We start from the raw sequence: 20,916 nt of genomic DNA on the forward strand, positions 1-20,916 counted from the left end.
TGCAGATCCGCTCATCGCCCGAGCAGCCGCTCGATCTCGGTGAACTGCCCTGCGGTGAGCGGCCCCTTCGCCATGGCCCCGGCGTTCTCCTCGGCCTGCGCGACCGTGCGGAACCCGGGGATCGGGATGGTGCGCGGGCTGCGCGCCCACAGCCAGGCGAGGGCGCCCTGGGCGAGGGTGCGGCCGTCGCTCGTGAGGACGTCCCGCACGGCGTCGATCCGGGCCAGCCACTCCACGTCGGCGCCGGACCCGTCCGCGTCGTATCCGGGCAGCCACGCCGGCGGCCTGCTCCGGATGTCCCCGGCCGCCGGCCGCCCCCGCCCCCTCCCGGCCAGCAACCCCATGGCCAGCGGGCTCCTGTTGATGCTCGCGAGCCCCCACTGCTCGCACCGCGCCAGCATGTCGGGGGCGTCCTGCAGCACGTTGAGCGCGTGCTGTACGGCCGCGCAGTGCTCCCCCTCGGCGAAGACGGCGGCGCGGTCGGGGTCGTCGGTGCTCCACGCGTAGGCACGCACGGTTCCCTCCCGCACGAACTCCTCGCAGGCCTCCCGGAGTCCGGCCGCCCGCTCCGGGTCGGCGTCGGAGAGATGGAGCTGGTAGAGGTCGATGTGGTCCGTGCCGAGCCGGCGCAGCGAGTCGGTCAGGGCGCGGCGGGCGTGGGCCGGGGTGTCGTCCTGGCCGTCGGCGGTGCGCGTGCGCTCGTCGAAGAGGTTGCCCCACTTGGTGGCGACGACCACGTCGTCCCGCCGCTTGCCCAGCGCCCGGCCGAGGATGCGCTCGCTGTGCCCGGTGCCGTAGCAGTCGGCGGTGTCGAAGAAGGTGACGCCGAGGTCGAGGGCGCGGTGGACCGCCCGTACGGACTCCTCGTCGTCCACCGTGCCCCACCCGAGCGGCTGCCCGTCCACGGCCTGCCACTCACCGCCGATGGCCCAGCACCCGAAACCGAGCGCGCTGACCCCGATCCCTCCCCCACTCTCGGCTTCGCTCGAGCGGGGGGACCCCCATCGCCCCAGGGTCCTCCTGGTCTCTTGTGTCATGCCTGTGGACGCTAGGAGTTGGAGCGCACACGAGGACAAGCCCTGGAACGACGATTCCCGGGACGTCCTTCACGCCTGCCCGGTCTCGAACCGGGAGATCTGTCCCTCGTCGTCGACGGTGAAGCGCCACTGGGTGCTCATCTCGCCGTAGGTGTCGTTGCGGTAGCGGGCACGCAGCGCCCGGCCGCCGTCGGACTCCTTCTCGACCTCCATGTGGCCGTTGGAGGAGAAGATCTCGTCCTCGATCCACTGGTCGAGTTCCCGGTCGCGGCCGTCGTCGGCCATGGTCGCGCCGGGCGCGAGGAGGTGCAGCAGGCCCTCCCGGTCATGGGAGTTGACGGCGGTGACGAAGGCCCGGACGGCCGGGTCGCTGAGATTGGCTGGTTTGATCGTCATGGCGCCAGGCTCACACCGCTCCCCCGGCCCCGCCACCCGAACGCCCTCCCCGACGCGCCCGTGAGGGTGAGGCCTGCGACGGTGGGAAGCGGGGTCCTTCTCCTGTCCGCCCGTCTGCTGGGAGTCGCCGTGAGCTGTTTCGACCGACGTGATCTGGGCCTGCTGCTGCTCCGGCTGGGCACCGGCGGGGTGCTGGCCGCGCACGGCGCGCAGAAGCTGTTCGGCTGGTTCGGCGGGCACGGTCTGGAGGGCACCGGCCAGTTCATGGAGTCCGTCGGCTACCGGCCGGGCAAGGCGAGCGCGACGGCGGCGGGCCTCGCGGAGGCGGGCGGCGGCACCCTCCTCGCCCTGGGCCTCGCGACCCCGGCCGCGGGCGCGGCGGCGGCCGGCGCGATGGCAGGGGCGGCGGCGGTCCACCTGCCCAACGGCTTCTTCGCCCAGGCGGGCGGCTACGAGTACGCGGCGACCCTGGGCCTCGCGGCGGCCGGCCTCTCGGTGACCGGCCCCGGCCGGCTCTCCCTCGACCACGCCCTCGGCCACGTCTTCGACCGCGGCTGGATGGTCCCGGTGGCCCTCGGCGTCACGGCGGCGGCCACGGCCGTGGTGGTGGGTGCCCGGAACTGCCGGGTGCGGTTCAAGGAGGAGGGCGAGCAGGAGGCGTTGTTCGAGGAATAGCCCGACTGCCGGCGTGGCCGGCGGTACGGCGTGGGACGCTGGGCGGCATGACCGATCAGGACCCCGCCGCCCCTCTCTGGCCGGCCGTCGACGACCTCTGGTCCCGCCTGGAGTCCACTCGGACCCACACCGGCCAGGAGGGCCTCCTGCTGCGCATCCTCAAGCTGTCGGAGGAGGTCGGTGAGGTCGCGGAGGCGGTGATCGGGGCGACCGGCCAGAACCCCCGCAAGGGCGTCACCCACGACTGGGACGACGTCCAGGCGGAACTGTGCGACGTGGCCATCACAGCCCTCGTCGCCCTGCGCACGCTGACACCGGAGGCACGCGAGGTGTTCGAGCGGCATGTGGAGAGGGTGCGGGAGCGGGGGACGAGGCCGCCGGTGTGAACCGGGACGAGGCGCGTGACGGGCCGTGACGGGCCGGCCGTAGGGAGAGCGGAAGCGGGCAGACGAGTCGGGCTGTACGCCGGGTTCTGTTCCCCGGGACCCTCGCGGGTGCCGGGGCGACGGCCATCCATCTAGGGCCGGCGTTGCCGCCGGCCTCGTGCGGTCTACCCGCGGACTCGGGCGGGCAGCCCTCGAACGTCCGCGCAGAGCGCGTTTCACGGCGCTCCTTTTGACCTTGCTCCGGGTGGGGTTTACCTAGCTGCCCAGGTCACCCTGGGCACTGGTGGTCTCTTACACCACCGTTTCACCCTTACCGAGGACCGCACTCTGTAAAAGAGCACAGCCCCGGCGGTCTGCTTTCTGTGGCACTGTCCCGCGGGTCACCCCGGGTGGCCGTTAGCCACCACCCTGCCCTGTGGAGCCCGGACGTTCCTCGGGAAGCCCCCTAGGGGGACTCCACGCGGCCGCCCGCCCGGCTCGTCTGCCGTGTCGACCATGGTACCGGGAGCCGGGGGCGGCGAGGACCGGTGGCCGCCGTCGCCAGGACCGAGCCCGCGAGGATCAGGGCGAAGGCCACCAGGACCGTGGAGGTCAGGGGCTCGCTCAGGAAGACGGCGCCGGCGGCGACCGCGACCGCCGGGTTGACGTACGTGATGACCGTCGCCCGGGCCGGGCCCGCCTCCTTGATCAGCTCCAGGAAGGCGACGAAGGCCACCGCCGTGCAGATCACGCCGAGGCCGGCCAGCGCGGCCAGGACGGAGGCGGAGGGGACGGAGGAGGGGAGGTTCGCGGCCGCCACCGGGGCGTAGATCACGGCCGCCAGGGTCAGGCAGGCCGCGGTGAGGTGCAGGGAGGGCACGTCCTTCAGACGGCGGGCCGCTATCGCCGGGGCGGTCGCGTAGCCGATGACCGTCACCAGCACCTCGGCCAGGGAGCGCGTGTCGCCGCCGGTCAGGTGGGGCAGCACCAGGACCGTCACGCCCGCCAGGCCGAGGGCGAGGCCGGTGATGCGCCGGGCGCCCAGCCGTTCCGTGTCGCCGAACAGACGGGCCACCACGACCCCGACGATCGGCACGCCCGCGATCAGCAGGCCGGACGTGGAGCTGGACAGGTGCCGCTCCGCGTCGGTGAGGGTGAACCAGGGGACGACGATCTCCAGGACCGCGAAGGCCAGCATGGGGCGCCAGTGGGCCCGGATCGTCGCGGGCAGGCCGCCCTGGCGCAGGGCGAAGGGGAGCAGCAGGAGTGCGCCGAGGGCGCAGCGCGTGAAGACCAGCGTCGGCGGGGACACCTCGGCCACCGCCACCTTGATCAGCAGATAGGGGATGCCCCAGATCACTCCCATGAGGGAGAAGAGGAACCAGCCGCGTGCAGTCATGCGGTGAGTTTCGGCCGCGCGGTCAGTGCGTGTCTTGAACGCTGTTGCGGTAGGCCGCCGGGGTCACCCCGAGCACCCGGCGGAACCAGCGGGTCAGGTGCGCCTGGTCGGCGAAGCCCACCAGGCCCGCCACCTCGGCCGGGCGCAGCCCGCTCTCCAGCAGCACCCGCGCCCTGCTCACCCGGTACTGGGCGAGCCAGGCGTACGGCGGCAGGCCCATCGTCGTACGGAAGGCGCGCAGGAGCTGGTAGCGGGACAGGTCCAGGTCGGCGGCGAGGGAGGCGAGCGTCGGCGGGGCCGTCAGCTCGTCGGCCAGGCGGTCGCGGACCGTCAGGGCGATGGCGGCCGCGCCCGGCACCAGGTCGGGGCAGGGCCGGGCCGTGGAGTGGCGGCGGGCCAGGGCCGTCAGCAGCCACGGCATGCGGGACTCGGCCTCCAGCGGGTCGGGGCAGCGGCTCAGCTCGGTGTGGGCGAGGCGGAGCGCGGCGGCGAGTTCGGCGTCCTGGAGGAGCGGCTCGCGGAAGTACGGCAGGCCGCCGAGGACGCCGTCGGCCAGCAGGGACGGCTCGGCGTACAGAGCGCGGTAGGCGTAGCCGTCGGTGGCGTTGGCGGGGCCGCCGGTGTGCGTCTCGCCGGGGTCGAGGACGACGATCGTGCCGGGCCCGGTGCGGATGCGGCCGCCCCGGTAGTCGATGACCTCGTTGCCGCCGACGCAGACGCCGATCGTGTACTCCTCGTGGGCGTGCGGGGCGTAGGTGTGGCGGCGGAAGTTCGCGGTCAGCAGGTCGAGCGGGGGCCCGCAGTGGCCCAGTCGGGCCCGTGTCCACAGCGCCTGTTCCGCCATGGAACACCCCCTTGTCGTACGGAACGCCGTACGTCGTACTGAACCCGTCAGGGGTGCAACGCCTTCAGGCCACGTTTCCATGCCGCCTCCAGGTCGGCGTCGCCGGGAAAGCGGCCGTGGATCTCCAGGATGACCATGCCGTGCGCGAAGGCCCACAGCGCGCGGGCCCGGTCGATGTCCCCGCCGCACACCCGGATGAGCGGCAGCGCCGCGCGGTCCTCCAGTCCCTCGGGGAGTTCGGCGCGGGGCAGGGGGCGTTCGGTGGCGAGGCAGTACAGGTGCGGGTGGGCGAGGGCGTAGGAGCGGTAGGCCCCGGCGAGGGCTTCGAGGGAGCCGGGTGCGCGGGCCTCGGCCGCCTCAAGGGCCTCGGCCGACTCCGCGAGCATCTGCGCGGTCAGCTCGACCTCGACGGCGTGTTTGTCGGCGAAGTGCTTGTAGAGGGACGGGGCCTTGATGCCGAGGCGGTCGGCGAGGGTGCGCATGGTGAGCCGGTCGAGTCCGGACTCCTCCAGCAGCTCCCGGGCGGCGGCCACGATCTCGCGCGCCCTCGGGGTGAGTGCGGTGCCCGGTCGGTCAGCCACGCTGGAAGCCCTCCCTGGTGCGCAGGCCGTAGCCGAAGGCGCGGTCGTACGCGATGTGGGCGAGCCAGCCGCACAGGGCCGCGAAGGCGGGCGGCCAGGAGACCGGCAGGAGCGTGTAGGCGACGAGCAGCGCGAGCGGGACGAGGGCGCGGTGCAGTGTGTTGTAGTACGGCACCGCGCGCGGCGGCAGTTGTCCCTTGGCCATGCGGGGCGCGTCGCCGAGGGCCACCAGGAAGGCCAGGTCCGGCAGGACGAAGAAGACGAGGGCCAGGGCGCCGGCGAGCCGGCCGTGGTTCATGCCCTCCAGCACCGCGAAGGCCGACCAGAACAGGGCGAGCGCCAGCCAGGCGGTGCGGCGCAGAACGGTGAGCGGGGAGCGGGACGTGCGGGTGGTACCGGCCAGTGCGGCCATGGCTGCCTCCGGTGTCGTACGGCTCTCTCGGTGTCCTCGATGCCCTCGGCGCTCTCGGTGCTTTCGGTGCTTTCGGCGAGGGCCGAGCGGCGAGGCTAACGTCGTTAGCCTCGCCTGCGACCGTACGGCTAACACCATTAGCCGTCAAGGCCCGTCCGCTCCAGGGCCGTGAACGCGGCCGCGAGGCGCGCCCGGTGGCTCCGGGCCGTCTCGGCCACCGGGTCGCCGGCCAGCAGGCGGTCCACGGAGGCGAGGAAGACCGTGCGGTAGGCGGCGACGGTCAGGGCGGCGAGGAGGTGGGGGTCCGTCGCACCCGCTTCCGTGAGGGCGGCGGCGAGGCCGCGCTCCACCTCCTCGACGCCCTCGCGGGCGCGGGAGCGCAGGGCCGGGGATGCGATGACGATGCGGAAGAAGCGCGGGTAGCGCTCCCCCACCCCGCTCAGCGGGTGCCGCTCGTCGAGGAGGCGGAGGGTGAGGCGGCGCAGGGCGGCGAGCGGCGACTCGCCCGGGGCGCGGTCGCGGACGGCTCCGGCGAAGAGTTCGGCGGCCTGCGGGATGCGGTCGAGGAACAGGTCCTCCTTGCGCGGGAAGTAGTTGAAGACCGTCATCGCGGACACGCCCGCCGCCCGCGCCACCTCGGCGACCGTCACCGCGTCGAAGCCGCGCTCGGCGAACAGACCCGTGGCGATGTCCGAGATGCGCTGCCGCGTCTCGCGCTTCTTGCGCTCCCGCAGGGAGAGTTCGTCATCGCTCGCGCGTTCGTCGTTCATAAGAAAACTATATCCGCTCAAAACTTTTAGTGACTACAGTGAAAGCCATGACGATGACGACGACTGACGACGACGTGTACGACGTGGTGGTGGCGGGTGCCGGGCCCGTGGGGCTCTTCCTCGCGTGCGAGCTGCGCCTCGGTGGGGCGCGGGTGCTGGTCGTGGAGCGGCTGACCGAGGTGGACGAGACGATCAAGGCGGGCGCGATCAACATCCCGAGCGCGGTCGCCCTCTACCGGCGCGGGCTGCTGCCCGAGCTGGCGGCGGTGTGGGAGGCGGCGCTCCGGCGGATACGCGCCTTCAGGGGCGAGGACGCCGAGTCGAGGATGCCGCCCAAGTTCGCCGGGCACTTCGCCGGGATCCCGATGGACCAGGCCCTGTTCGACGGCTCCGACCCCGCCTGGGCCGAGGTCGGCCCGGCCGGCGGCTCCGGGCTCGGCGTGCCGCAGGCCGAGCTGGAGCGGATCCTGGCCCGGCGGGCCGAGCGGCTCGGGGTCGAGGTGCGCCGGGGCGTGGAGCTGACCGGCTTCGACGCGGGCGCGGACGGGGTCGTCGTACACACCGGTCGGGGGACGATCCGCGCGGGCTGGCTGGTCGGCTGTGACGGCGGGCGCAGCACGGTCCGCAAGACCGCCGGCTTCGACTTCCCGGGCACGGACCCGGAGATCACCGGCTATCAGGCGATCGTGGAGCTGACCGGCGGCGAGCGGCTGCGCGAGGGCTGGAACACGACCGACACCGGGACGTACGTCCACGGGCCGTTCCCCGGGCGGATCCTCACCGTGGAGTTCGACGGCCCCCCGGCCGACCGCACGGCCCCCGTCACCGCAGGGGAACTCCAGGCCAGTCTGCGCCGGGTGGCAGAGGTGCCGGAGGTGACCGTCACCAAGGTGCTCAGCGCCACCCGGTTCACGGACAACGCCCGCCAGGCCGCCGACTACCGCAAGGGCCGGGTGCTGCTCGCGGGGGACGCGGCGCACGTGCACTCGCCGTTCGGCGGACAGGGCCTGAACCTCGGCCTCGGGGACGCGATGAACCTGGGCTGGAAGCTGGCCGCCGTCGTACGCGGGCAGGCGACCGAGTCCCTGCTGGACACCTACACCGCCGAACGGCATCCGCTCGGCGCCTGGGTACTCGACTGGACCCGGGCCCAGATCGCGGTGATGCGCCCCGACCGGCACGCCCGCGCGCTGCGCCGGGTGGTGACCGACCTGGCGCTGACCACGACGGGCACGACGTACCTCGTCACGAAGATCTCCGGCGTCTGGCAGCGCTACGACCTGCCCGGCGGGCACCCGCTGACCGGCGCGAGCGCGCCCGACCTGGAGCTGTCCGACGGCAGCCGGCTCGGCGACCATCTGCACACCGGCCGCGCCCTGCTGCTCGACCTCGCCGACGACCCCGGGGTGCGCGCACACGCCGAGGGCTACGGCGACCGGCTGGAGGTCCGCACGCTGGCCTGCCCGGCCCGGCCCGGCCTCGGGGCGCTGTTCGTCCGTCCGGACGGGTTCGTGGCCTGGGCCGCCGACACGGAACCGGAGGACGCGGGGACGAAGGACCTGCCGAAGGCCCTGGAGCACTGGCTGGGCCCCCGGACCGATGCCGCTTGACCTTGTCGTACTGACCCCGCACGTGCGCTGCGCAGCGGTCGACGGCTCCCGAACAGCTCCGTCGGCCGGGCCGGGCCACCGGGGGCTCCGCCCAGGCCGAGGTGATCCGCCGGATGCGCTCCGGGTGCGGTACGGGCCGCACGTGGACCTGCGGATCCCGCTGTCCGCGATCGGCGCCGTACGCCGGGACACACGTCTGACGCACACCCCGGCCGAGGGCGCGCTCGAACTCCGGCGGCCTGGTCAGGGCGCTCACACGGCCGTGAAGAGGATCTTCGAGGTGCCCGGTTCGGCCTGGGCGAGGCGTACCCGCAGGCGTTCGCCGAGCGGGAGGTGGTCGCCCTCGATGCGGCCGATGACGGCCGGGGAGATCAACTGCACGGTGCCGACGGTCGGTCGGCGCTCCTCGACGTCCACCACGCAGGCCTCGAAGACGTCCCCGATCCGGTCCTTGAGCAGGGCCGCCTCCACCAGGTCGATGCACTCCCGCTCGACCGTCCCGGCGATCCGGGCGCCGTCGGCCATCCGCCGGGGCAGCGTGTCGAGCGCGGCGAGCACCCAGTCGGGCGGGGTCTGGTCCGCGACGGCGGCGAGGCAGATCTCGGCGGCGTACCGGTCGGCGAGGCGGCGCAGCGGGGCCGTGCAGTGGGTGTACGGGGCGGCGACGGCGGCGTGTGTGGTGATCGCGGGCAGGTCGCCGCCGGTGAAGACGGTGTACCCGGCGCCGCGCAGCAGGGTCGTGCACTCCTGGAGGAAGGCCGCGTCACGCGGGTCGCTCGGGTCGAGGGAGCGGATCAGGGCCGCGTACGACACATGGTGCGGCCAGTCGATGTGCAGCGCGGTCGCGGTACGGCGCAGCCGGGCGACGGCACCGTCCGGCGCGGCCGGGAGGGTGCGCAGTACGCCGGTGCCGTGGGCGAGCATCAGCTCGGCGGCGGCCATGCCGGTGAGCAGGGAGAGCTGGGCGTTCCAGCCGTCGGCGGGCAGCGGGGCGCGGTAGCCGAGGACGTAGGTGTGGTCCTGCGCGGTGATCTCCTGCTCGGGCACGTTGAGGGAGATGCCGCCGCGCTCCACCTCCAGCCGTTCCCGCGCCTCGCCGATCTCCCTGAGCAGTGCGACGGGTTCCTCGGCGGTCCCGGCGTCGATCTGCCGCTGCACGCGCGCGTAGTCGAGCTTGACGCGGCTGCGGACCAGGGCGCGGCGCACGTCGACGGCGGTGGTCCGCCCGTCCGTGTCCAGGTCGATCGTCCACAGCACGGCCGGGCGGACCCGGTCCGGCAGCAGGCTCGCGGCGCCCTCGCTCAGCACGACGGGGTGCAGCGGCACCTTCTCGTCGGGGAAGTACAGGGTGTTGACGCGCCGGTGCGCCTCCGCGTCCAGCGCGCCGCCGGGTGCGACGAAGGCGGGGACGTCGGCGATGGCGTAGCGGACCCGGTAGCCGGCGGCCCGCCGGGACAGGTGGGTGGCCTGGTCGAGGTCCAGGGAGGCGGGCGGGTCGAGGGTGAAGAAGGGGATGTCGGTGGCGTCGTACGACGGTACGGCGGGCGCCTTCGCCGCGCGCTCGGCCTCCTCCCGGACCGGGGGCGGGAAGTCCTGCGGGATGCCGAGTTCGGTGCGCAGCGCGGCGAGCGCGGCCCGGAGCGGGGCCTCGGGGGCACCGGTCACGCGGATCTTGCGGCGGGGCATACAGCGAGCGTAGGTCGCGGGCAGGGGCCCGGCACGCCGTACGCTGTCGCGGAGGTCTAGGTGAGGAGTACGTGGTGCTGGTCCTGCTGCCGCCGTCCGAGGGCAAGGCGAACTCGGGCGCGGGTGCCCCGCTGAAGCTTGAGTCGCTGTCCCTGCCGGGGCTGACCGCCGCGCGGGAGGCGGTGCTCGGCGAACTGGTCGAGCTGTGCGCCGGGGACCCCGACCAGAACGAGAAGGCGCGCGAGGTGCTGGGACTGAGCGAGGGGCTGCGCGGCGAGGTCGCGAAGAACGCCGGCCTGCCGACGGCGGGCGCCCGCCCGGCCGGGGAGATCTACACCGGTGTCCTCTACGACGCCCTCGGCCTGGCCACGCTGGACACGGCGGCGAAGCAGCGCGCGGCGCGCTCGCTGCTGGTGTTCTCCGGGCTGTGGGGCGCCGTGCGCGTGACCGACCGGATCCCCTCCTACCGCTGCTCGATGGGCGTGAAGCTGCCCGGGCTCGGCGCGCTGGGCGCGCACTGGCGGGCGCCGATGGCGGACGTGCTGCCCGAGGCGGCCGGGAGCGGCCTGGTGCTGGACCTGCGCTCGGCGGCGTACGCGGCGGCCTGGAAGCCGAAGGGCGAGGTCGCCGGGCGGACGGCGACGGTGCGGGTGCTGCACGCACCGACCCGGAAGGTGGTCAGCCACTTCAACAAGGCGACCAAGGGCCGGATCGTGCGCAGCCTGCTGTCGGAGGGCGCCGCGCCGAAGAACCCGGCCGAGCTGGTGGAGGCGTTGCGGGACCTCGGGTACGAGGTGGAGGCGCAGGCGCCGGAGAAGGCGGGCCGGGCGTGGGCGCTGGACGTGCTGGTGGAGGAGATCCACTGATCCACTAGGTTCACCAGGTTCACCGCCCACCAGGCTTCGTATTGCAGCATGCGCAACGCTCATTGCGCACAATGCAGCGGCTGGGCACGATGAGGGCATGACCTCACCGCTGCCCTCGCCCTCGCCTGCCTCCGTGCACGATCTCGTCGCGCCGGCGCCCGTCGTCCCCGTGGTGGTCGTCTCCGACGTCGCCGACGCCGTGCCGCTGGCGCGGGCGCTGGTGGCGGGCGGGCTGCCCGCGATCGAGGTGACCCTGCGGACGCCGGCGGCGCAGGCCGCGATCCGCGCGATCGCCGCGGAGGTGCCCGCCGCCGTGGTCGGGGCGGGCACGGTGATCACGCCGGAGCAGGTGAGCGCGAGTACGGCGGCGGGGGCGCGGTTCCTGGTCAGCCCCGGGTGGACGGACGTACTGCTGGCGGCGATGCGCGGATCGGGGCTGCCGTTCCTGCCCGGGGTGTCGACCACCTCGGAGGTCGTCGCGCTGCTGGAGCGCGGGGTGCGGGACATGAAGTTCTTCCCGGCGCAGGCGGCGGGCGGCACGGCGTATCTGCGGTCGCTGGCCGGGCCGTTGCCGCAGGCCCGGTTCTGTCCGACCGGCGGGATCGGTCCGGCGAACGCGCCGGAGTACCTCGCCCTGCCCAACGTCGGCTGTGTGGGCGGGAGTTGGATGGTCCCGGCGGACGCGGTGGCCGCCGGGGACTGGGCGCGGATCGAGGAGCTGGCGCGGGCGGCGGCCGGGCTCGGCGGGCTCAGGGACGCAGGTGGGACGTGTCGTTGAAGAGCCGGACGCTGGCGTTGCCGTCGGCGTAGTACGCCACCGCCGACAGGGAGGCCGCGGAGAGCTCCATGCGGAACAGGGACTCGGGCGGGGCGCCGAGGGCGAGCCGGATGAACGTCTTGATCGGGGTCACATGGCTGACCAGCAGGACCGTGCGGCCCGCGTAGGCCGCGACCAGCTTCTCCTGGGCGGCGGCGATCCGGGTGGCCGTCTCGGCGAAGCTCTCGCCGCCGCCCGTGGGGTGGGCCTCGGGGTCGGCGAGCCAGGCGGTCAGGTCGTCCGGGTGACGCTCGCGGACCTCGCCGAAGGTGAGGCCCTCCCAGGCGCCGAAGTCCGTCTCGCGCAGGCCGTCCTCGATCGTCACGTCCAGGCCGAGGCGCTCGGCGACGATGCCGGCGGTCTCGCGGGTGCGGGCGAGGGGGGAGGCGACGACGGCCTGGATGGTGCCGCGCCGGGCGAGGGCCTCGGCGGCACGGCGGGCCTGTTCGCGGCCGGCCTCGGAGAGGGAGGGGTCGGTGCCGCCGCTGCCCGAGAAGCGCTTCTGGGGGGTCAGCGGGGTTTCACCGTGCCGGAGCAGCACGAAGGTGGCGGGGGCGCCGAGGTCGGGGGCGGAGCTCCAGCCGGGGGCGGAGGTGCGCTGCTGGTCGGGGGTACTGACCCCGCCGTGCTCATCGGGGGCTTCCGGACGCTGCTCGCTCGGAGGTGCCGCTGCGCCCACCCGTGCCGCCCCAGCGGCACGACTGCCCGCAGCTGCGGCGGACTCGCCGCCGCCCGCCGCGCGGACCTCCGCCAGCGCCGCCCGGGACGAGGCCGGTGACCAGGTCTCTCCCTTCGTCCCCGCGTCCATCGCCTCGTTCGCCAGTCGGTCCGCGTGTTTGTTCCGCTCCCGGGGGATCCACTCGTAGGTGACCTGGTCGGGTGGGAAGACGGAGCGGGCCTGGGTCGCCAGGGGCTTCATGTCGGGGTGTTTGATCTTCCAGCGGCCCGACATCTGCTCGACGACGAGCTTGGAGTCCATGCGGACGTGGACCGTGGCCGTCGGGTCGAGGGCGTGGGCGGCGCGCAGGCCGGCCAGCAGACCCCGGTACTCGGCCACGTTGTTGGTGACGACGCCGAGGAACTCGGCCTCCTCCGCCAGCGTCTCCCCCGTCGCCGCGTCACTGACCACGGCGCCGTAGCCGGCCGGCCCCGGGTTGCCCCGTGACCCGCCGTCGGCCTCGACGATGAACTCCCGCACCCGACAAGCCCCTTGTCTGCGAAGGTCTACAGAGGTCTACAGACCCGACTCGGCCGTGCGCACCAGGATGCGGCGGCAGTTCTCGCAGCGCACCACGGTGTCCGGCGCGGCCGCGCGGACCTCGTTCAGTTCGGTGATGGCCAGCTCCTGGCGGCAGCCCTGGCAGGTGCGCGCGTACAGCTTGGCCGCGCCGATACCGCCCTGCTGCTCGCGCAGCTTGTCGTAGAGCTTGAGGAGGTCCGCCGGGACGGACGCGGCCACGACCTCGCGCTCCTTCGTCACCGTCGCGACCTCGCCGTCGATCTCCTCGAAGGCCGCGCCCCGGCGCCCGGTCGCGTCGTCGATCCTCGACTGGACCGACCCGACCCGCTCGGTCAGTTCGGCCACCCGCTCCTGCGCGGACTCGCGGCGCTCCATGACCTCCAGGACCACGTCCTCCAGGTCGCCCTGGCGCTTGGCGAGGGAGACGATCTCCTTCTGCAGGTTCTCCAGGTCCTTCGGCGAGGTGACCGCGCCGGAGTCCAGTCGCTGCTGGTCGCGGGTGGCGCGCTGGCGCACCTGGTCCACGTCCTGCTCGGCCTTGATCTGCTCGCGGGCGGTGTCGCTCTCCTCGGTCTGCGCGGCGACCAGCAGGTCGCGCAGTTGCGTGAGGTCCTTGTTCAGCGAGTCGATCTCGGCGTGCTCGGGCAGCGACTTCCGCTTGTGCGCGAGCTGCTGGAGGCGGACGTCGAGGGCCTGGACGTCGAGGAGACGGATCTGGTCGGCGGGCGCGGCGTTCAGTTGGGGGCTCCTGTTAGCTGTTCGGGGTGGTGGACGCCGCGTGGGCGGTCCAGGGGTCGGTGACCGTCGTGGAGACGTGGACGCGCAGGTCCCATCCGTGGCGGTCGGAGATCTCGTCGAGCTGGCTCGCGGCCAGCTCGCACCAGGGCCACTCGGTGGCCCAGTGCGCCGCGTCGAGCAGCACGAGAGGGCTCGTGGCCACCGCCTCGGAGGCGGGGTGGTGACGCAGGTCGGCGGTGAGGAAGGCGTCGACGCCGGCCGCGCGGACCTGGTCGAAGAGGCTGTCGCCGGAGCCGCCGCTGACGGCGACCGTGCGGACGACGGCCTCGGGGTCGCCGGCCACCCGGATGCCCTGCGCGGTGGCGGGCAGCCGCTCGGCGGCGCGGGCGGCCAGCTCGCGGACCGTGAGGGGGTGGTCGAGTTCGCAGATCCGGCCGAGGCCCCGGCGGCCCGCCGGGTCGGCCGGGTCCGGGACGAGGGGGCGTACGACCCGCAGGTCCAGCGCGCCGGCGAGGGCGTCGGAGACGCCCGGGTCCGCCGTGTCCGCGTTGGTGTGGGCGACGTGCAGGGCGATGTCGTGCTTGATCAGCGTGTGCACGACGCGGCCCTTGAAGTGGGTCGCCGCCACCGTCGTCGTACCGCGCAGGTAGAGCGGGTGGTGGGTGACCAGCAGGTCGGCGCCGAGTTTCACCGCCTCGTCGACGACGTCCTGCACGGGGTCGACGGCGAACAGGACGCGGGTGACCTCCTGGCCGGGGTCGCCCACGACCGTGCCGACCGCGTCCCAGGACTCGGCCCGCTCGGCGGGCCACAGGTTGTCCAGCGCGGCGATGACTTCAGACAGACGGGGCACGGGAAAAGGCTACCTGGCCGTCCGGCCCGGCCGTACCGCATGCGCACGGTCTTGTCCCGGTCAGCACAGACGCCCCGGCTTCCTCAGCTGAATCGCTTCTGCGCCACCCGTATGTGTGAAGTGGCCAGCGGCCCGTCCCCCGCGTGTGCGTACGAAAACTAGCTTCGTCGCCGGAGGTGACCGAACGATGACGGCCTGTGCGATCGAACCACCCCATACCGGCGGTCCCGGCGCGGACGCCGGGGGGAGCGGCTGCGCTCTCACGGCGGACGGGGCGTACGCCGCCCGGCTCGCGCCGGCCGGGGACTGCTGGTTCCCGGAGCGCTGGACGCTGGACGGCCCGGAGCCGTACGCGGTGCCGCTGCCCGGCGACCAGCCGGAGGAGCCGGGCACCGAGGTGCAGCCGCTCGCCGACGGCCGGGTGCTGATCCACCGGCTGATCGAGCGGCGGCACGCCTTCTCGCTGCTCTATCCGACCGGCCCCGGCACCGGTGAGCTGCCGCTGGGCGCGGTGGAGTGCACCGAGCCCGGCACCCGGCTCACGCTGCTGCCGCCCGCGCCGGGGGGCACGCGCGCGTACGCCCTCGCCGCCGGTCCGCACTCCAGCACGGTCTGGCTGGTGGCGGGCGGGGCCTTCGGTCCGGAGCGGCTGGCCGAGGTGCCGGGGCGTTGTTCGGGCGGGGTGTGGCTGGACCGTGCCGGGCGGATGCTGGCCCTCGACCGGCGGCCGGCCGGCGGCCCGGTGAAGACGGTCGTGGTGGACCTGGCGCGCGCCGAAGTCTCGCCCCTGCTCCAGATCGCGGCCGGCAGCCACGACCGGCTGCTGCTCGCCGACCCCGACAGCGGACTGCTGCTCCTCTCCTCCGACGCGCCCTCGCCCGGGCGGGAGCGGCTGGGCTGGGGCGTGCTCGGCAGCACGCTGCCGGTGCGCTTCCCGGAGTCCCTGCGGATGCCCGACTGCGTGGTGACGCCGTTCGCGATCCAGCCGGGGCAGGTGCTGACGCCGGAGAACTGCGCGGTGGCGCTGCGGATCGACGGCCCGCTCGGCAGCTGGGTGGGCGCCTGGCGGCCGGCCGGGCGGCGGGTGAACCACCTCCCGGCGCCCGAGGGGTGGCTGACCGGCACCGGGCTGTGGACGCCGGACGGGGTGCTGCGGCTGCCGTACGCCACGCGGGAGACTCCCTGCGGCGTGGCGGAGCCGACGGTGCCCTGGGGGGAGGCGGCCGTGGCAGGCGGTACCACCGTGGCCGCGGGGGAGACGGGGGGCTCGGGGGAGGCGGGTCCGGAGGGTCCGGGCCGGGACGGCACGGCCGACGGGGCGCCCGAGGCGCCACGGCGGCCGGCGGAACCGGATCCTCCGGATCCCGTGGAGCCCGCGGCCCCGGTGGTTCCGCAGCCGGTGGTGGCGCGTCCGGTGCCGTTGCAGCAGGCGCCGCTCGGACGTCTTGTAACGAACTAGTGCCGGTTGGCGTGTGCGCCTGGATTCGGCCGGTGGTGTGCCGGTTACACTCGCCGGGCTGTACGAAAGATCATGTTGACGGGGTGAATTCTTCCGATGAGCGACACCAGCACCACCGAGCAGCTGTCTGCCGGCTCTCTGGAAACAGACGGTCACGGTCGGCACCGGGGCCCGGTAGCGGCCCAGGACAATGAGGCGGCTCCGCACGGCAAGCACCGCAAGCCGACCGTGGAGACCGCCGAGGCAGCTGCCTGACGGTACGTGGCACAAGGGGCGCCCGCCCGGCGGGCGCCCCTTTCCATTTCCGCTGTCCCTACCCCCGTTTCAGCCCCAGCACCTCCGCCGCCGCGAACGTCTCCCCCGGCGGCCGCTGCGCGTAGTGCGGGGTGAGCAGCGCGTCGAGTTCGTCGTACGTGAACGTCTCCTGCTTGCTGTCGAACTTGGCCTGCACCCGCGGCCGTTCGACGATCGCGACCATGCCGCCGTGGACGACGAGCAACTGGCCGTTGATCCCCGCGGCGGCCGGTGCGGCCAGATAGCCGACGAGCGGGGCGACGTGCTCGGGGGCCAGCGGGTCCAGGCCCTCCTCCGGCTGCTGGAAGCCCGCGAAGACGTCCTCGGTCATCCGGGTCCGGGCGCGCGGGCAGATCGCGTTGGCCGTGACGCCGTACTTGGCGAGGGCCAGGGCGGTCGAGGTGGTCAGGCCGACGATTCCGCCCTTCGCGGCCGCGTAGTTGGGCTGGCCCGCGGAGCCGGCGAGGAACGCTTCCGAGGAGGTGTTCACGATCCGGCCGTAGACCTTCCCGCCGCCGGCCGCCTTGGACCGCTCCCGCCAGTGCGCGGCGGCGAAGTGGGTGGTGTTGAAGTGGCCCTTGAGGTGGACCCGGATCACCGGGTCCCACTCGTCCTCGGTCATGGAGAAGACCATGCGGTCGCGCAGGATGCCCGCGTTGTTGACGAGGATGTCGAGCTTGCCGTACGCGCCGATCGCCGACTCGACCAGTTCCGCGGCCTGTCGGAAGTCGGCGACGTCCCCGGTGTGGGCGAGCGCCGTGCCGCCGGCCGCGCGGATCTCCCGCGCCACCTCCTCGGCGGGCCCGGCCGACGCCTGCCCCGAGCCGTCCCGGCCGGGCTGCCCGTAGTCGTTGACCACGACGGCCGCGCCGAGCCGGGCGAGTTCGAGTGCCTCGGCCCGGCCGAGGCCGCGCCCGGCGCCGGTGACGATCGCGGACATCCCCTCCAGTGGCAGTGTCATGGCCGGCGCCCTCAGATCTCGATGCACGTGCGCAGGGCGGTCCCGGTACGCATCTGGTCCAGGGCCTCGTTGATCTCGGCCAGCGGCACCCGGTGGGTGATCAGGCCCGCCAGATCGATCCGGCCGGCCCGCCACAGGGCGATCGCGCGCTCGTAGGAGCGCAGCACGTCCCCGCCGCCGTACATGGACGGCAGGATGCGCTTCTCGTCGAAGAACAGCTCGAACATGTTGAGCTGGAGGAAGTCGTCCATGGCGCCCGCCCCGACCACGACGAGGGTGCCGCCGCGCCGGGTGTTCTCGTAGGCGGTGCGGGCGGTGGCGGAGCGGCCGACGACCTCGAAGACGTAGTCGAAGCCCTCGCCGCCGGTGATCCGCTGCTTGGCGTCGGCCAGTCCGTCGGGCGGGACGGCCTTCGTGGCGCCGAACCGGAGGGCGGCCTCGCGGCGGGAGGCGACCGGGTCCACGGCGACGATCTCGGCCGCGCCCTTCAGCCGCGCGCCCTGCACCGCCGAGATGCCGACGCCTCCGCAGCCGATGACGGCGACCGACGAACCGGCCTGCACATCGGCGGTGTTGAGGGCGGCGCCGAGTCCGGTGGTGACCCCGCAGCCGATCAGGGCGGCGATGTCGAAGGGCACGTCCTCGGGGATGGGCACGGCGCAGCCCGCGTCGACCACGACCTCCTCGGCGAAGGTGCCGGTGCCCGCGAAGCCGAACACGTCGGAGGAACTGCCGCTGGCGCGCCTGAAGTTGGGGGTACCGGCGTTCATGAACCCGGCCAGGCACAGCTGGGTCTGGCCGCGCTTGCAGGCGGCACAGGCGCCGCAGGCGGGCAGCCAGCAGAGCACGACCCGGTCACCGGGTTTCATGTTCCGTACGTTCTCGCCGACTTCGAGGATCTCGCCCGCGCCCTCGTGGCCGGGTACGAACGGCGCGGGCTGCGGCAGCACCCCGCTCATCGCGGACAGGTCCGAGTGGCACAGTCCGGTGGCGCGCACCCGGACCCTGACCTTGCCGGGCCCGAAGCCCACGGCCTCGACGTCATCGACGACGTCGAGCTTTTCCTGGCCGATCTCGTGCAGTACGGCTGCGCGCATGGTGCGGCTCTCCCCTCGACTACAGCCTGGATCAGGAGTGTTGGACGATGGTGTCGGCGAGGACGGGCGCGTCGTCCCGCTCGATCGCGCTCACGGCCACCCGGACGGCGTTCCCCCCCTCCTGCCACATGCGGATGCGCAGGGTCTCGCCCGGGAAGACGACTCCGGTGAACCGGGTGGTGTAGGACCGCACCCGGCTCACGTCCCCGCCGAGCAGCGTGTCGACGACCGCCTTGAGCGTGATGCCGTAGGTGCACAGCCCGTGCAGGATGGGCCGGTCGAATCCGGCGCGCTTGGCGAAGTCGGGGTCGGCGTGCAGCGGGTTCCGGTCGCCGCTCAGGCGGTAGAGCAGCGCCTGGTCCTCGCGGACGGCCCGTTCGACGGTCCGGTCGGGCTCTCCGGCGGGCGGGTCGAGGCGTGTGCCCGGGCCGCGGTCGCCGCCCCACCCGCCTTCTCCCCGTACGAAGATCTGGGCGTCGTTGGTCCACAGCGGGCCGTCGGCGTCGGCGACCTCGGTGCGCATGACGAGGACGGCCGCCTTGCCCTTGTCGTACACGGCGGCGATGCGGGAGGTGGCGGTGGCGGTGCCCCGGGTGGGGATCGGGCGGTGGATCTCCAGGCGCTGCCCGCCGTGCAGCACCTTGGCGAGGTCGACCTCCACGCCCGGCATGGACAGACCGCCGATCACGCCGGGCGAGCCGGCGCCCGCGACGGTGGCGAAGCTGGGCAGGACGTGCAGCCGGGACTCCAGGGTGTAGCGCAGCTCGCCGGGATCGGTGGCGGGGACGCCGGCGCCGATGCCGAGGTGGTAGAGCTGGACGTCCTTGTGGTCCCAGGTGATCTCGCCGGTCCGGGGTTCGGCGGCGAGGGCCAACGCTGCGTCGATGGGCATACGGCTCCTGACATGGGCTGCGCGGTGAAAGACCCCGGCACGGCCGTCCGCACCGTCGGCCGCACCGAGGTCGCTACGGGCCGATCTAGAACGCGTTCCAGTCCGGCGCCCCTTGTATAGCCGAGCACTCCGCACTTGTGAAGGCTCCTGACGTCGTGTCAGATCTCGTCGGCAGTGACATTTGTACTGCCCGAGTCCGTACATGCGCATCTGCCGGAGGCCGGGTCTGGCCTCGTACCGTCGTACCCATGACACAACGGGGGCAACGAGGAGGGGCCGTCTCCTTCACGGGGGCGGTCAAGGCGTACGGCGAGGTCCGCGCCGTGGACGGCGTCGACCTGGACATCGCGCCCGGCGAGACCGTGGCCCTGCTGGGCCGCAACGGCGCCGGCAAGTCGACCACGATCGGGCTGCTGCTCGGGCTGTACGAGCCCGACGCGGGCGCCGTGGAGCTGTTCGGCGCGCCGCCCGAGCGCTCGGTGCGCGCGGGACGGGTGGGCGCGATGCTCCAGGAGGCGCGCCCGGTACCCCGGGTCACGGTCGGGGAGCTGGTCGCGTTCGTCGCCTCCCGCTATCCGGCGCCGATGCCGGCGGGCCGGGCGCTGGAGCTGGCCGGCATCGCCGGCCTGGCCGGGCGGCGCGTGGACCGGCTGTCCGGCGGGCAGGTGCAGCGGGTGCGGTTCGCGGTCGCGCTGGCCGGGGACCCTGCGCTGCTGGTGCTGGACGAGCCGACGGCGGCGCTCGACGTGGAGGCCCGGCACGCCTTCTGGGACTCCATGCGCGACTACGCCCGGCACGGCCACACCGTGCTGTTCTCCACGCACTACCTGGAGGAGGCCGACGCCCACGCCGACCGGATCCTGATCATCGACCGGGGCCGGATCGTCGCCGACGGCACCGGCGAGGAACTGCGCCGCGCGGCGGGCGGCAACCTGGTCTCGCTCGACCTGGCGGGCCGCGACCCGGAGGGACTGGCCCTGCTGCCCGGGGTCCGCTCGGTGGAGGTGCGGGGCGAGCGGGCGCGGCTGCGCACGGACGACTCGGACGCCACGGTGATCGCGCTGGCGGAACTGGGGGCGATACGGGGGCTGGAGGTGGCACCGGCGTCCCTGGACGACGCGTTCCTGACGCTGACCGGCCCCCGGACCGTACCCGACTCCCACGACCTGGAGCCCCGCTGATGCTCGCCTACGTACGTCTGGAAACCCGCCGCACCCTCCGCGACCCCGGCTTCGTCATCGGCGGCATCGCCATGCCCGTGCTGATGTACCTGCTGTTCACGAACATCGGCCAGAGCGACGGGAGTTGGAAGGCGGCGTCGATGGTCGGCATGGCCGCCTACGGCGCCGTCGGCTCGGCCCTCAACACCGGAAGCGCGGTGGCCGAGGACCGCGCCGTCGGCTGGCTGCGGCAGTTGCGCGTGACCCCGATGACCCCGCGCGAGGTGGTGACCGGGCGGACCCTGACCGGCGCGGTGACCGTGCTGCCCGCGATCCTCGCCGTGCTGGCGGCGGGCGGGCTGGTCAACGGGGTGCGGCTGGCCGTGTGGCAGTGGGCGGCGATCGTGCTGCTGCTGTGGTTCGGCTCGCTGCCGTTCACCCTGCTCGGCCTCGGCAACGGCTACCGGCTGACCGGGCCCGCCACGGGTGTGGCGAACATGCTGTGCGGTCTGGGGCTCTCGGTGCTCGGCGGGCTGTGGTTCCCCGTCAGCCTCTTCCCCGGCTGGCTGCGCGCCGTGTCGGCGTACACCCCCACCCACCGGTTCGCCCAGCTGGGCACCGCCGTCGCGGAGGGGCGCGCCCCGGGAACCGGTGCCATCATCGTGCTGACGGCATGGCTGGGACTTTTCGGTTCGTACGCTGTGCTGTCGTACCGCCGCGGGGCGGGCACGGTCTGACGGGGGAATCTGATATGTCGTGGAAGT

General features: G+C 73.7%; 22 protein-coding genes, 1 other RNA gene and 1 pseudogene. 9 read left to right on the plus strand and 15 right to left on the minus strand.

All coding sequences use genetic code 11. The features are described from left to right. Positions 1–11: 11 nt before the first annotated feature. Positions 12–1,037, minus strand: coding sequence for an aldo/keto reductase (locus tag ACFC8N_RS00490; RefSeq protein WP_362822222.1), 1,026 nt, complete (start codon positions 1,035–1,037; stop codon positions 12–14). 69 nt (positions 1,038–1,106) lie between these two features. After that, positions 1,107–1,433: a nuclear transport factor 2 family protein gene (locus tag ACFC8N_RS00495; protein WP_356030634.1), complete on the minus strand. Its 327-nt coding sequence runs from the start codon at positions 1,431–1,433 to the stop codon at positions 1,107–1,109. 129 nt (positions 1,434–1,562) lie between these two features. Between ACFC8N_RS00495 and ACFC8N_RS00500 the strand changes: the two genes are divergently transcribed. Together ACFC8N_RS00500 and ACFC8N_RS00505 are read left to right on the plus strand one after the other, a co-directional pair. Further along, a complete protein-coding gene (locus ACFC8N_RS00500; RefSeq protein ID WP_356030632.1) occupies positions 1,563–2,108 on the plus strand; it encodes a DoxX family membrane protein in 546 nt (181 codons plus the stop codon). Positions 2,109–2,155: 47 nt separating this feature from the next. Beyond that, complete coding sequence (locus ACFC8N_RS00505) at positions 2,156–2,494, plus strand: MazG-like family protein (RefSeq protein WP_356030631.1); 339 nt, start codon at positions 2,156–2,158, stop codon at positions 2,492–2,494. A 59-nt stretch (positions 2,495–2,553) separates the two neighbouring features. Here ACFC8N_RS00505 and rnpB read toward each other — a convergent pair. The 6 genes and pseudogenes from rnpB to ACFC8N_RS00535 form a co-directional block, all read right to left on the minus strand. Then, positions 2,554–2,974: RNase P RNA component class A (rnpB, locus tag ACFC8N_RS00510), an RNA gene on the minus strand. 118 nt (positions 2,975–3,092) lie between these two features. Next, a pseudogene (locus tag ACFC8N_RS00515) lies at positions 3,093–3,872 on the minus strand (DMT family transporter); the annotation flags it as partial. 22 nt (positions 3,873–3,894) lie between these two features. Further along, on the minus strand, positions 3,895–4,716 hold the full coding sequence (locus ACFC8N_RS00520; RefSeq protein ID WP_362822220.1) for an AraC family transcriptional regulator: 822 nt from the start codon (positions 4,714–4,716) through the stop codon (positions 3,895–3,897). A 47-nt stretch (positions 4,717–4,763) separates the two neighbouring features. After that, complete coding sequence (locus tag ACFC8N_RS00525) at positions 4,764–5,297, minus strand: TetR/AcrR family transcriptional regulator (protein ID WP_376285051.1); 534 nt, start codon at positions 5,295–5,297, stop codon at positions 4,764–4,766. Then, on the minus strand, positions 5,290–5,709 hold the full coding sequence (locus ACFC8N_RS00530) for a DUF4260 family protein (protein ID WP_356030626.1): 420 nt from the start codon (positions 5,707–5,709) through the stop codon (positions 5,290–5,292). Before ACFC8N_RS00530 ends, ACFC8N_RS00525 begins: the two co-directional genes overlap by 8 nt. A gap of 137 nt (positions 5,710–5,846) precedes the next feature. Continuing rightward, positions 5,847–6,479 carry a TetR family transcriptional regulator gene (locus ACFC8N_RS00535; RefSeq protein ID WP_356030624.1) on the minus strand — a complete coding sequence of 211 codons (633 nt, stop codon included), beginning with the start codon at positions 6,477–6,479 and terminating at the stop codon, positions 5,847–5,849. Between the two features lie 53 nt (positions 6,480–6,532). Between ACFC8N_RS00535 and ACFC8N_RS00540 the strand changes: the two genes are divergently transcribed. Beyond that, positions 6,533–8,089, plus strand: a complete 1,557-nt coding sequence (locus tag ACFC8N_RS00540; protein ID WP_376286222.1) for an FAD-dependent monooxygenase — start codon at positions 6,533–6,535, stop codon at positions 8,087–8,089. A 252-nt stretch (positions 8,090–8,341) separates the two neighbouring features. Here the strand turns inward: ACFC8N_RS00540 and ACFC8N_RS00545 are convergent, their stop codons facing one another. Further along, positions 8,342–9,775 carry an RNB domain-containing ribonuclease gene (locus ACFC8N_RS00545; RefSeq protein ID WP_356030621.1) on the minus strand — a complete coding sequence of 478 codons (1,434 nt, stop codon included), beginning with the start codon at positions 9,773–9,775 and terminating at the stop codon, positions 8,342–8,344. Between the two features lie 74 nt (positions 9,776–9,849). Here ACFC8N_RS00545 and yaaA point away from each other — a divergent pair, with 74 nt between their 5' ends. Both yaaA and eda read left to right on the plus strand, forming a co-directional pair. Continuing rightward, a complete protein-coding gene (yaaA, locus tag ACFC8N_RS00550; RefSeq protein WP_356030684.1) occupies positions 9,850–10,641 on the plus strand; it encodes a peroxide stress protein YaaA in 792 nt (263 codons plus the stop codon). Positions 10,642–10,738: 97 nt separating this feature from the next. Then, entirely contained in the window at positions 10,739–11,419 is a 681-nt protein-coding gene (gene eda / locus ACFC8N_RS00555) for a bifunctional 4-hydroxy-2-oxoglutarate aldolase/2-dehydro-3-deoxy-phosphogluconate aldolase (protein WP_356030619.1), read from the plus strand. On the opposite strand, the gene ACFC8N_RS00560 is transcribed toward eda, so the two are convergent. From ACFC8N_RS00560 to ACFC8N_RS00570, 3 genes are read right to left on the minus strand one after another with little or no spacing between them, the layout of a single operon-like run. Then, the gene (locus tag ACFC8N_RS00560; RefSeq protein WP_376285056.1) at positions 11,391–12,656 is read right to left on the minus strand and encodes a bifunctional RNase H/acid phosphatase; all 1,266 of its coding nucleotides are present in this window, start codon (positions 12,654–12,656) and stop codon (positions 11,391–11,393) included. The genes eda and ACFC8N_RS00560 overlap by 29 nt on opposite strands. Before the next feature lie 36 nt (positions 12,657–12,692). Further along, positions 12,693–13,436: a C4-type zinc ribbon domain-containing protein gene (locus ACFC8N_RS00565; protein WP_356030683.1), complete on the minus strand. Its 744-nt coding sequence runs from the start codon at positions 13,434–13,436 to the stop codon at positions 12,693–12,695. A gap of 13 nt (positions 13,437–13,449) precedes the next feature. After that, positions 13,450–14,289 carry a Nif3-like dinuclear metal center hexameric protein gene (locus tag ACFC8N_RS00570; protein ID WP_376285059.1) on the minus strand — a complete coding sequence of 280 codons (840 nt, stop codon included), beginning with the start codon at positions 14,287–14,289 and terminating at the stop codon, positions 13,450–13,452. Positions 14,290–14,476: 187 nt separating this feature from the next. Here ACFC8N_RS00570 and ACFC8N_RS00575 point away from each other — a divergent pair, with 187 nt between their 5' ends. Then, positions 14,477–15,748, plus strand: coding sequence for a hypothetical protein (locus ACFC8N_RS00575; protein ID WP_376285062.1), 1,272 nt, complete (start codon positions 14,477–14,479; stop codon positions 15,746–15,748). Between the two features lie 96 nt (positions 15,749–15,844). Beyond that, positions 15,845–16,003: a hypothetical protein gene (locus tag ACFC8N_RS00580; RefSeq protein ID WP_356030611.1), complete on the plus strand. Its 159-nt coding sequence runs from the start codon at positions 15,845–15,847 to the stop codon at positions 16,001–16,003. Between the two features lie 58 nt (positions 16,004–16,061). Here ACFC8N_RS00580 and ACFC8N_RS00585 read toward each other — a convergent pair whose 3' ends face one another. The 3 genes from ACFC8N_RS00585 to ACFC8N_RS00595 are packed head-to-tail and all read right to left on the minus strand — an operon-like array spanning position 16,062 to position 18,992. Then, positions 16,062–17,003: a 3-oxoacyl-ACP reductase gene (locus tag ACFC8N_RS00585; RefSeq protein WP_376285065.1), complete on the minus strand. Its 942-nt coding sequence runs from the start codon at positions 17,001–17,003 to the stop codon at positions 16,062–16,064. An 11-nt stretch (positions 17,004–17,014) separates the two neighbouring features. Then, on the minus strand, positions 17,015–18,100 hold the full coding sequence (locus ACFC8N_RS00590; protein ID WP_376285069.1) for a Zn-dependent alcohol dehydrogenase: 1,086 nt from the start codon (positions 18,098–18,100) through the stop codon (positions 17,015–17,017). A 31-nt stretch (positions 18,101–18,131) separates the two neighbouring features. Further along, on the minus strand, positions 18,132–18,992 hold the full coding sequence (locus ACFC8N_RS00595; RefSeq protein WP_376285072.1) for a MaoC/PaaZ C-terminal domain-containing protein: 861 nt from the start codon (positions 18,990–18,992) through the stop codon (positions 18,132–18,134). 248 nt (positions 18,993–19,240) lie between these two features. Here ACFC8N_RS00595 and ACFC8N_RS00600 point away from each other — a divergent pair, with 248 nt between their 5' ends. Then, complete coding sequence (locus tag ACFC8N_RS00600; protein ID WP_376285075.1) at positions 19,241–20,173, plus strand: ATP-binding cassette domain-containing protein; 933 nt, start codon at positions 19,241–19,243, stop codon at positions 20,171–20,173. Beyond that, positions 20,173–20,889 carry an ABC transporter permease gene (locus ACFC8N_RS00605; RefSeq protein WP_356030603.1) on the plus strand — a complete coding sequence of 239 codons (717 nt, stop codon included), beginning with the start codon at positions 20,173–20,175 and terminating at the stop codon, positions 20,887–20,889. The genes ACFC8N_RS00600 and ACFC8N_RS00605 overlap by 1 nt, the downstream gene beginning before the upstream one ends. Positions 20,890–20,916 lie beyond the last annotated feature (27 nt).

The organism is Streptomyces sp. NPDC055966 (assembly GCF_042269865.1).
Lineage (GTDB): Bacteria > Actinomycetota > Actinomycetes > Streptomycetales > Streptomycetaceae > Streptomyces.

Excerpts from the sequence above, each read along its gene's own strand:
- ACFC8N_RS00520 (WP_362822220.1), bottom strand. The coding sequence starts at position 4,716 with ATGGCGGAACAGGCGCTGTGGACACGGGCCCGACTGGGCCACTGCGGG.
- ACFC8N_RS00585 (WP_376285065.1), bottom strand. The coding sequence starts at position 17,003 with ATGACACTGCCACTGGAGGGGATGTCCGCGATCGTCACCGGCGCCGGG.
- ACFC8N_RS00600 (WP_376285075.1), top strand. The coding sequence starts at position 19,241 with ATGACACAACGGGGGCAACGAGGAGGGGCCGTCTCCTTCACGGGGGCG.
- ACFC8N_RS00545 (WP_356030621.1), bottom strand. The coding sequence starts at position 9,775 with ATGCCCCGCCGCAAGATCCGCGTGACCGGTGCCCCCGAGGCCCCGCTC.
- ACFC8N_RS00495 (WP_356030634.1), bottom strand. The coding sequence starts at position 1,433 with ATGACGATCAAACCAGCCAATCTCAGCGACCCGGCCGTCCGGGCCTTC.
- ACFC8N_RS00530 (WP_356030626.1), bottom strand. The coding sequence starts at position 5,709 with ATGGCCGCACTGGCCGGTACCACCCGCACGTCCCGCTCCCCGCTCACC.
- eda (WP_356030619.1), top strand. The coding sequence starts at position 10,739 with ATGACCTCACCGCTGCCCTCGCCCTCGCCTGCCTCCGTGCACGATCTC.
- ACFC8N_RS00590 (WP_376285069.1), bottom strand. The coding sequence starts at position 18,100 with ATGCGCGCAGCCGTACTGCACGAGATCGGCCAGGAAAAGCTCGACGTC.
- ACFC8N_RS00580 (WP_356030611.1), top strand. The coding sequence starts at position 15,845 with ATGAGCGACACCAGCACCACCGAGCAGCTGTCTGCCGGCTCTCTGGAA.
- ACFC8N_RS00490 (WP_362822222.1), bottom strand. The coding sequence starts at position 1,037 with ATGACACAAGAGACCAGGAGGACCCTGGGGCGATGGGGGTCCCCCCGC.
- ACFC8N_RS00505 (WP_356030631.1), top strand. The coding sequence starts at position 2,156 with ATGACCGATCAGGACCCCGCCGCCCCTCTCTGGCCGGCCGTCGACGAC.
- ACFC8N_RS00575 (WP_376285062.1), top strand. The coding sequence starts at position 14,477 with ATGACGGCCTGTGCGATCGAACCACCCCATACCGGCGGTCCCGGCGCG.
- ACFC8N_RS00535 (WP_356030624.1), bottom strand. The coding sequence starts at position 6,479 with ATGAACGACGAACGCGCGAGCGATGACGAACTCTCCCTGCGGGAGCGC.
- ACFC8N_RS00595 (WP_376285072.1), bottom strand. The coding sequence starts at position 18,992 with ATGCCCATCGACGCAGCGTTGGCCCTCGCCGCCGAACCCCGGACCGGC.
- ACFC8N_RS00605 (WP_356030603.1), top strand. The coding sequence starts at position 20,173 with ATGCTCGCCTACGTACGTCTGGAAACCCGCCGCACCCTCCGCGACCCC.
- ACFC8N_RS00540 (WP_376286222.1), top strand. The coding sequence starts at position 6,533 with ATGACGACGACTGACGACGACGTGTACGACGTGGTGGTGGCGGGTGCC.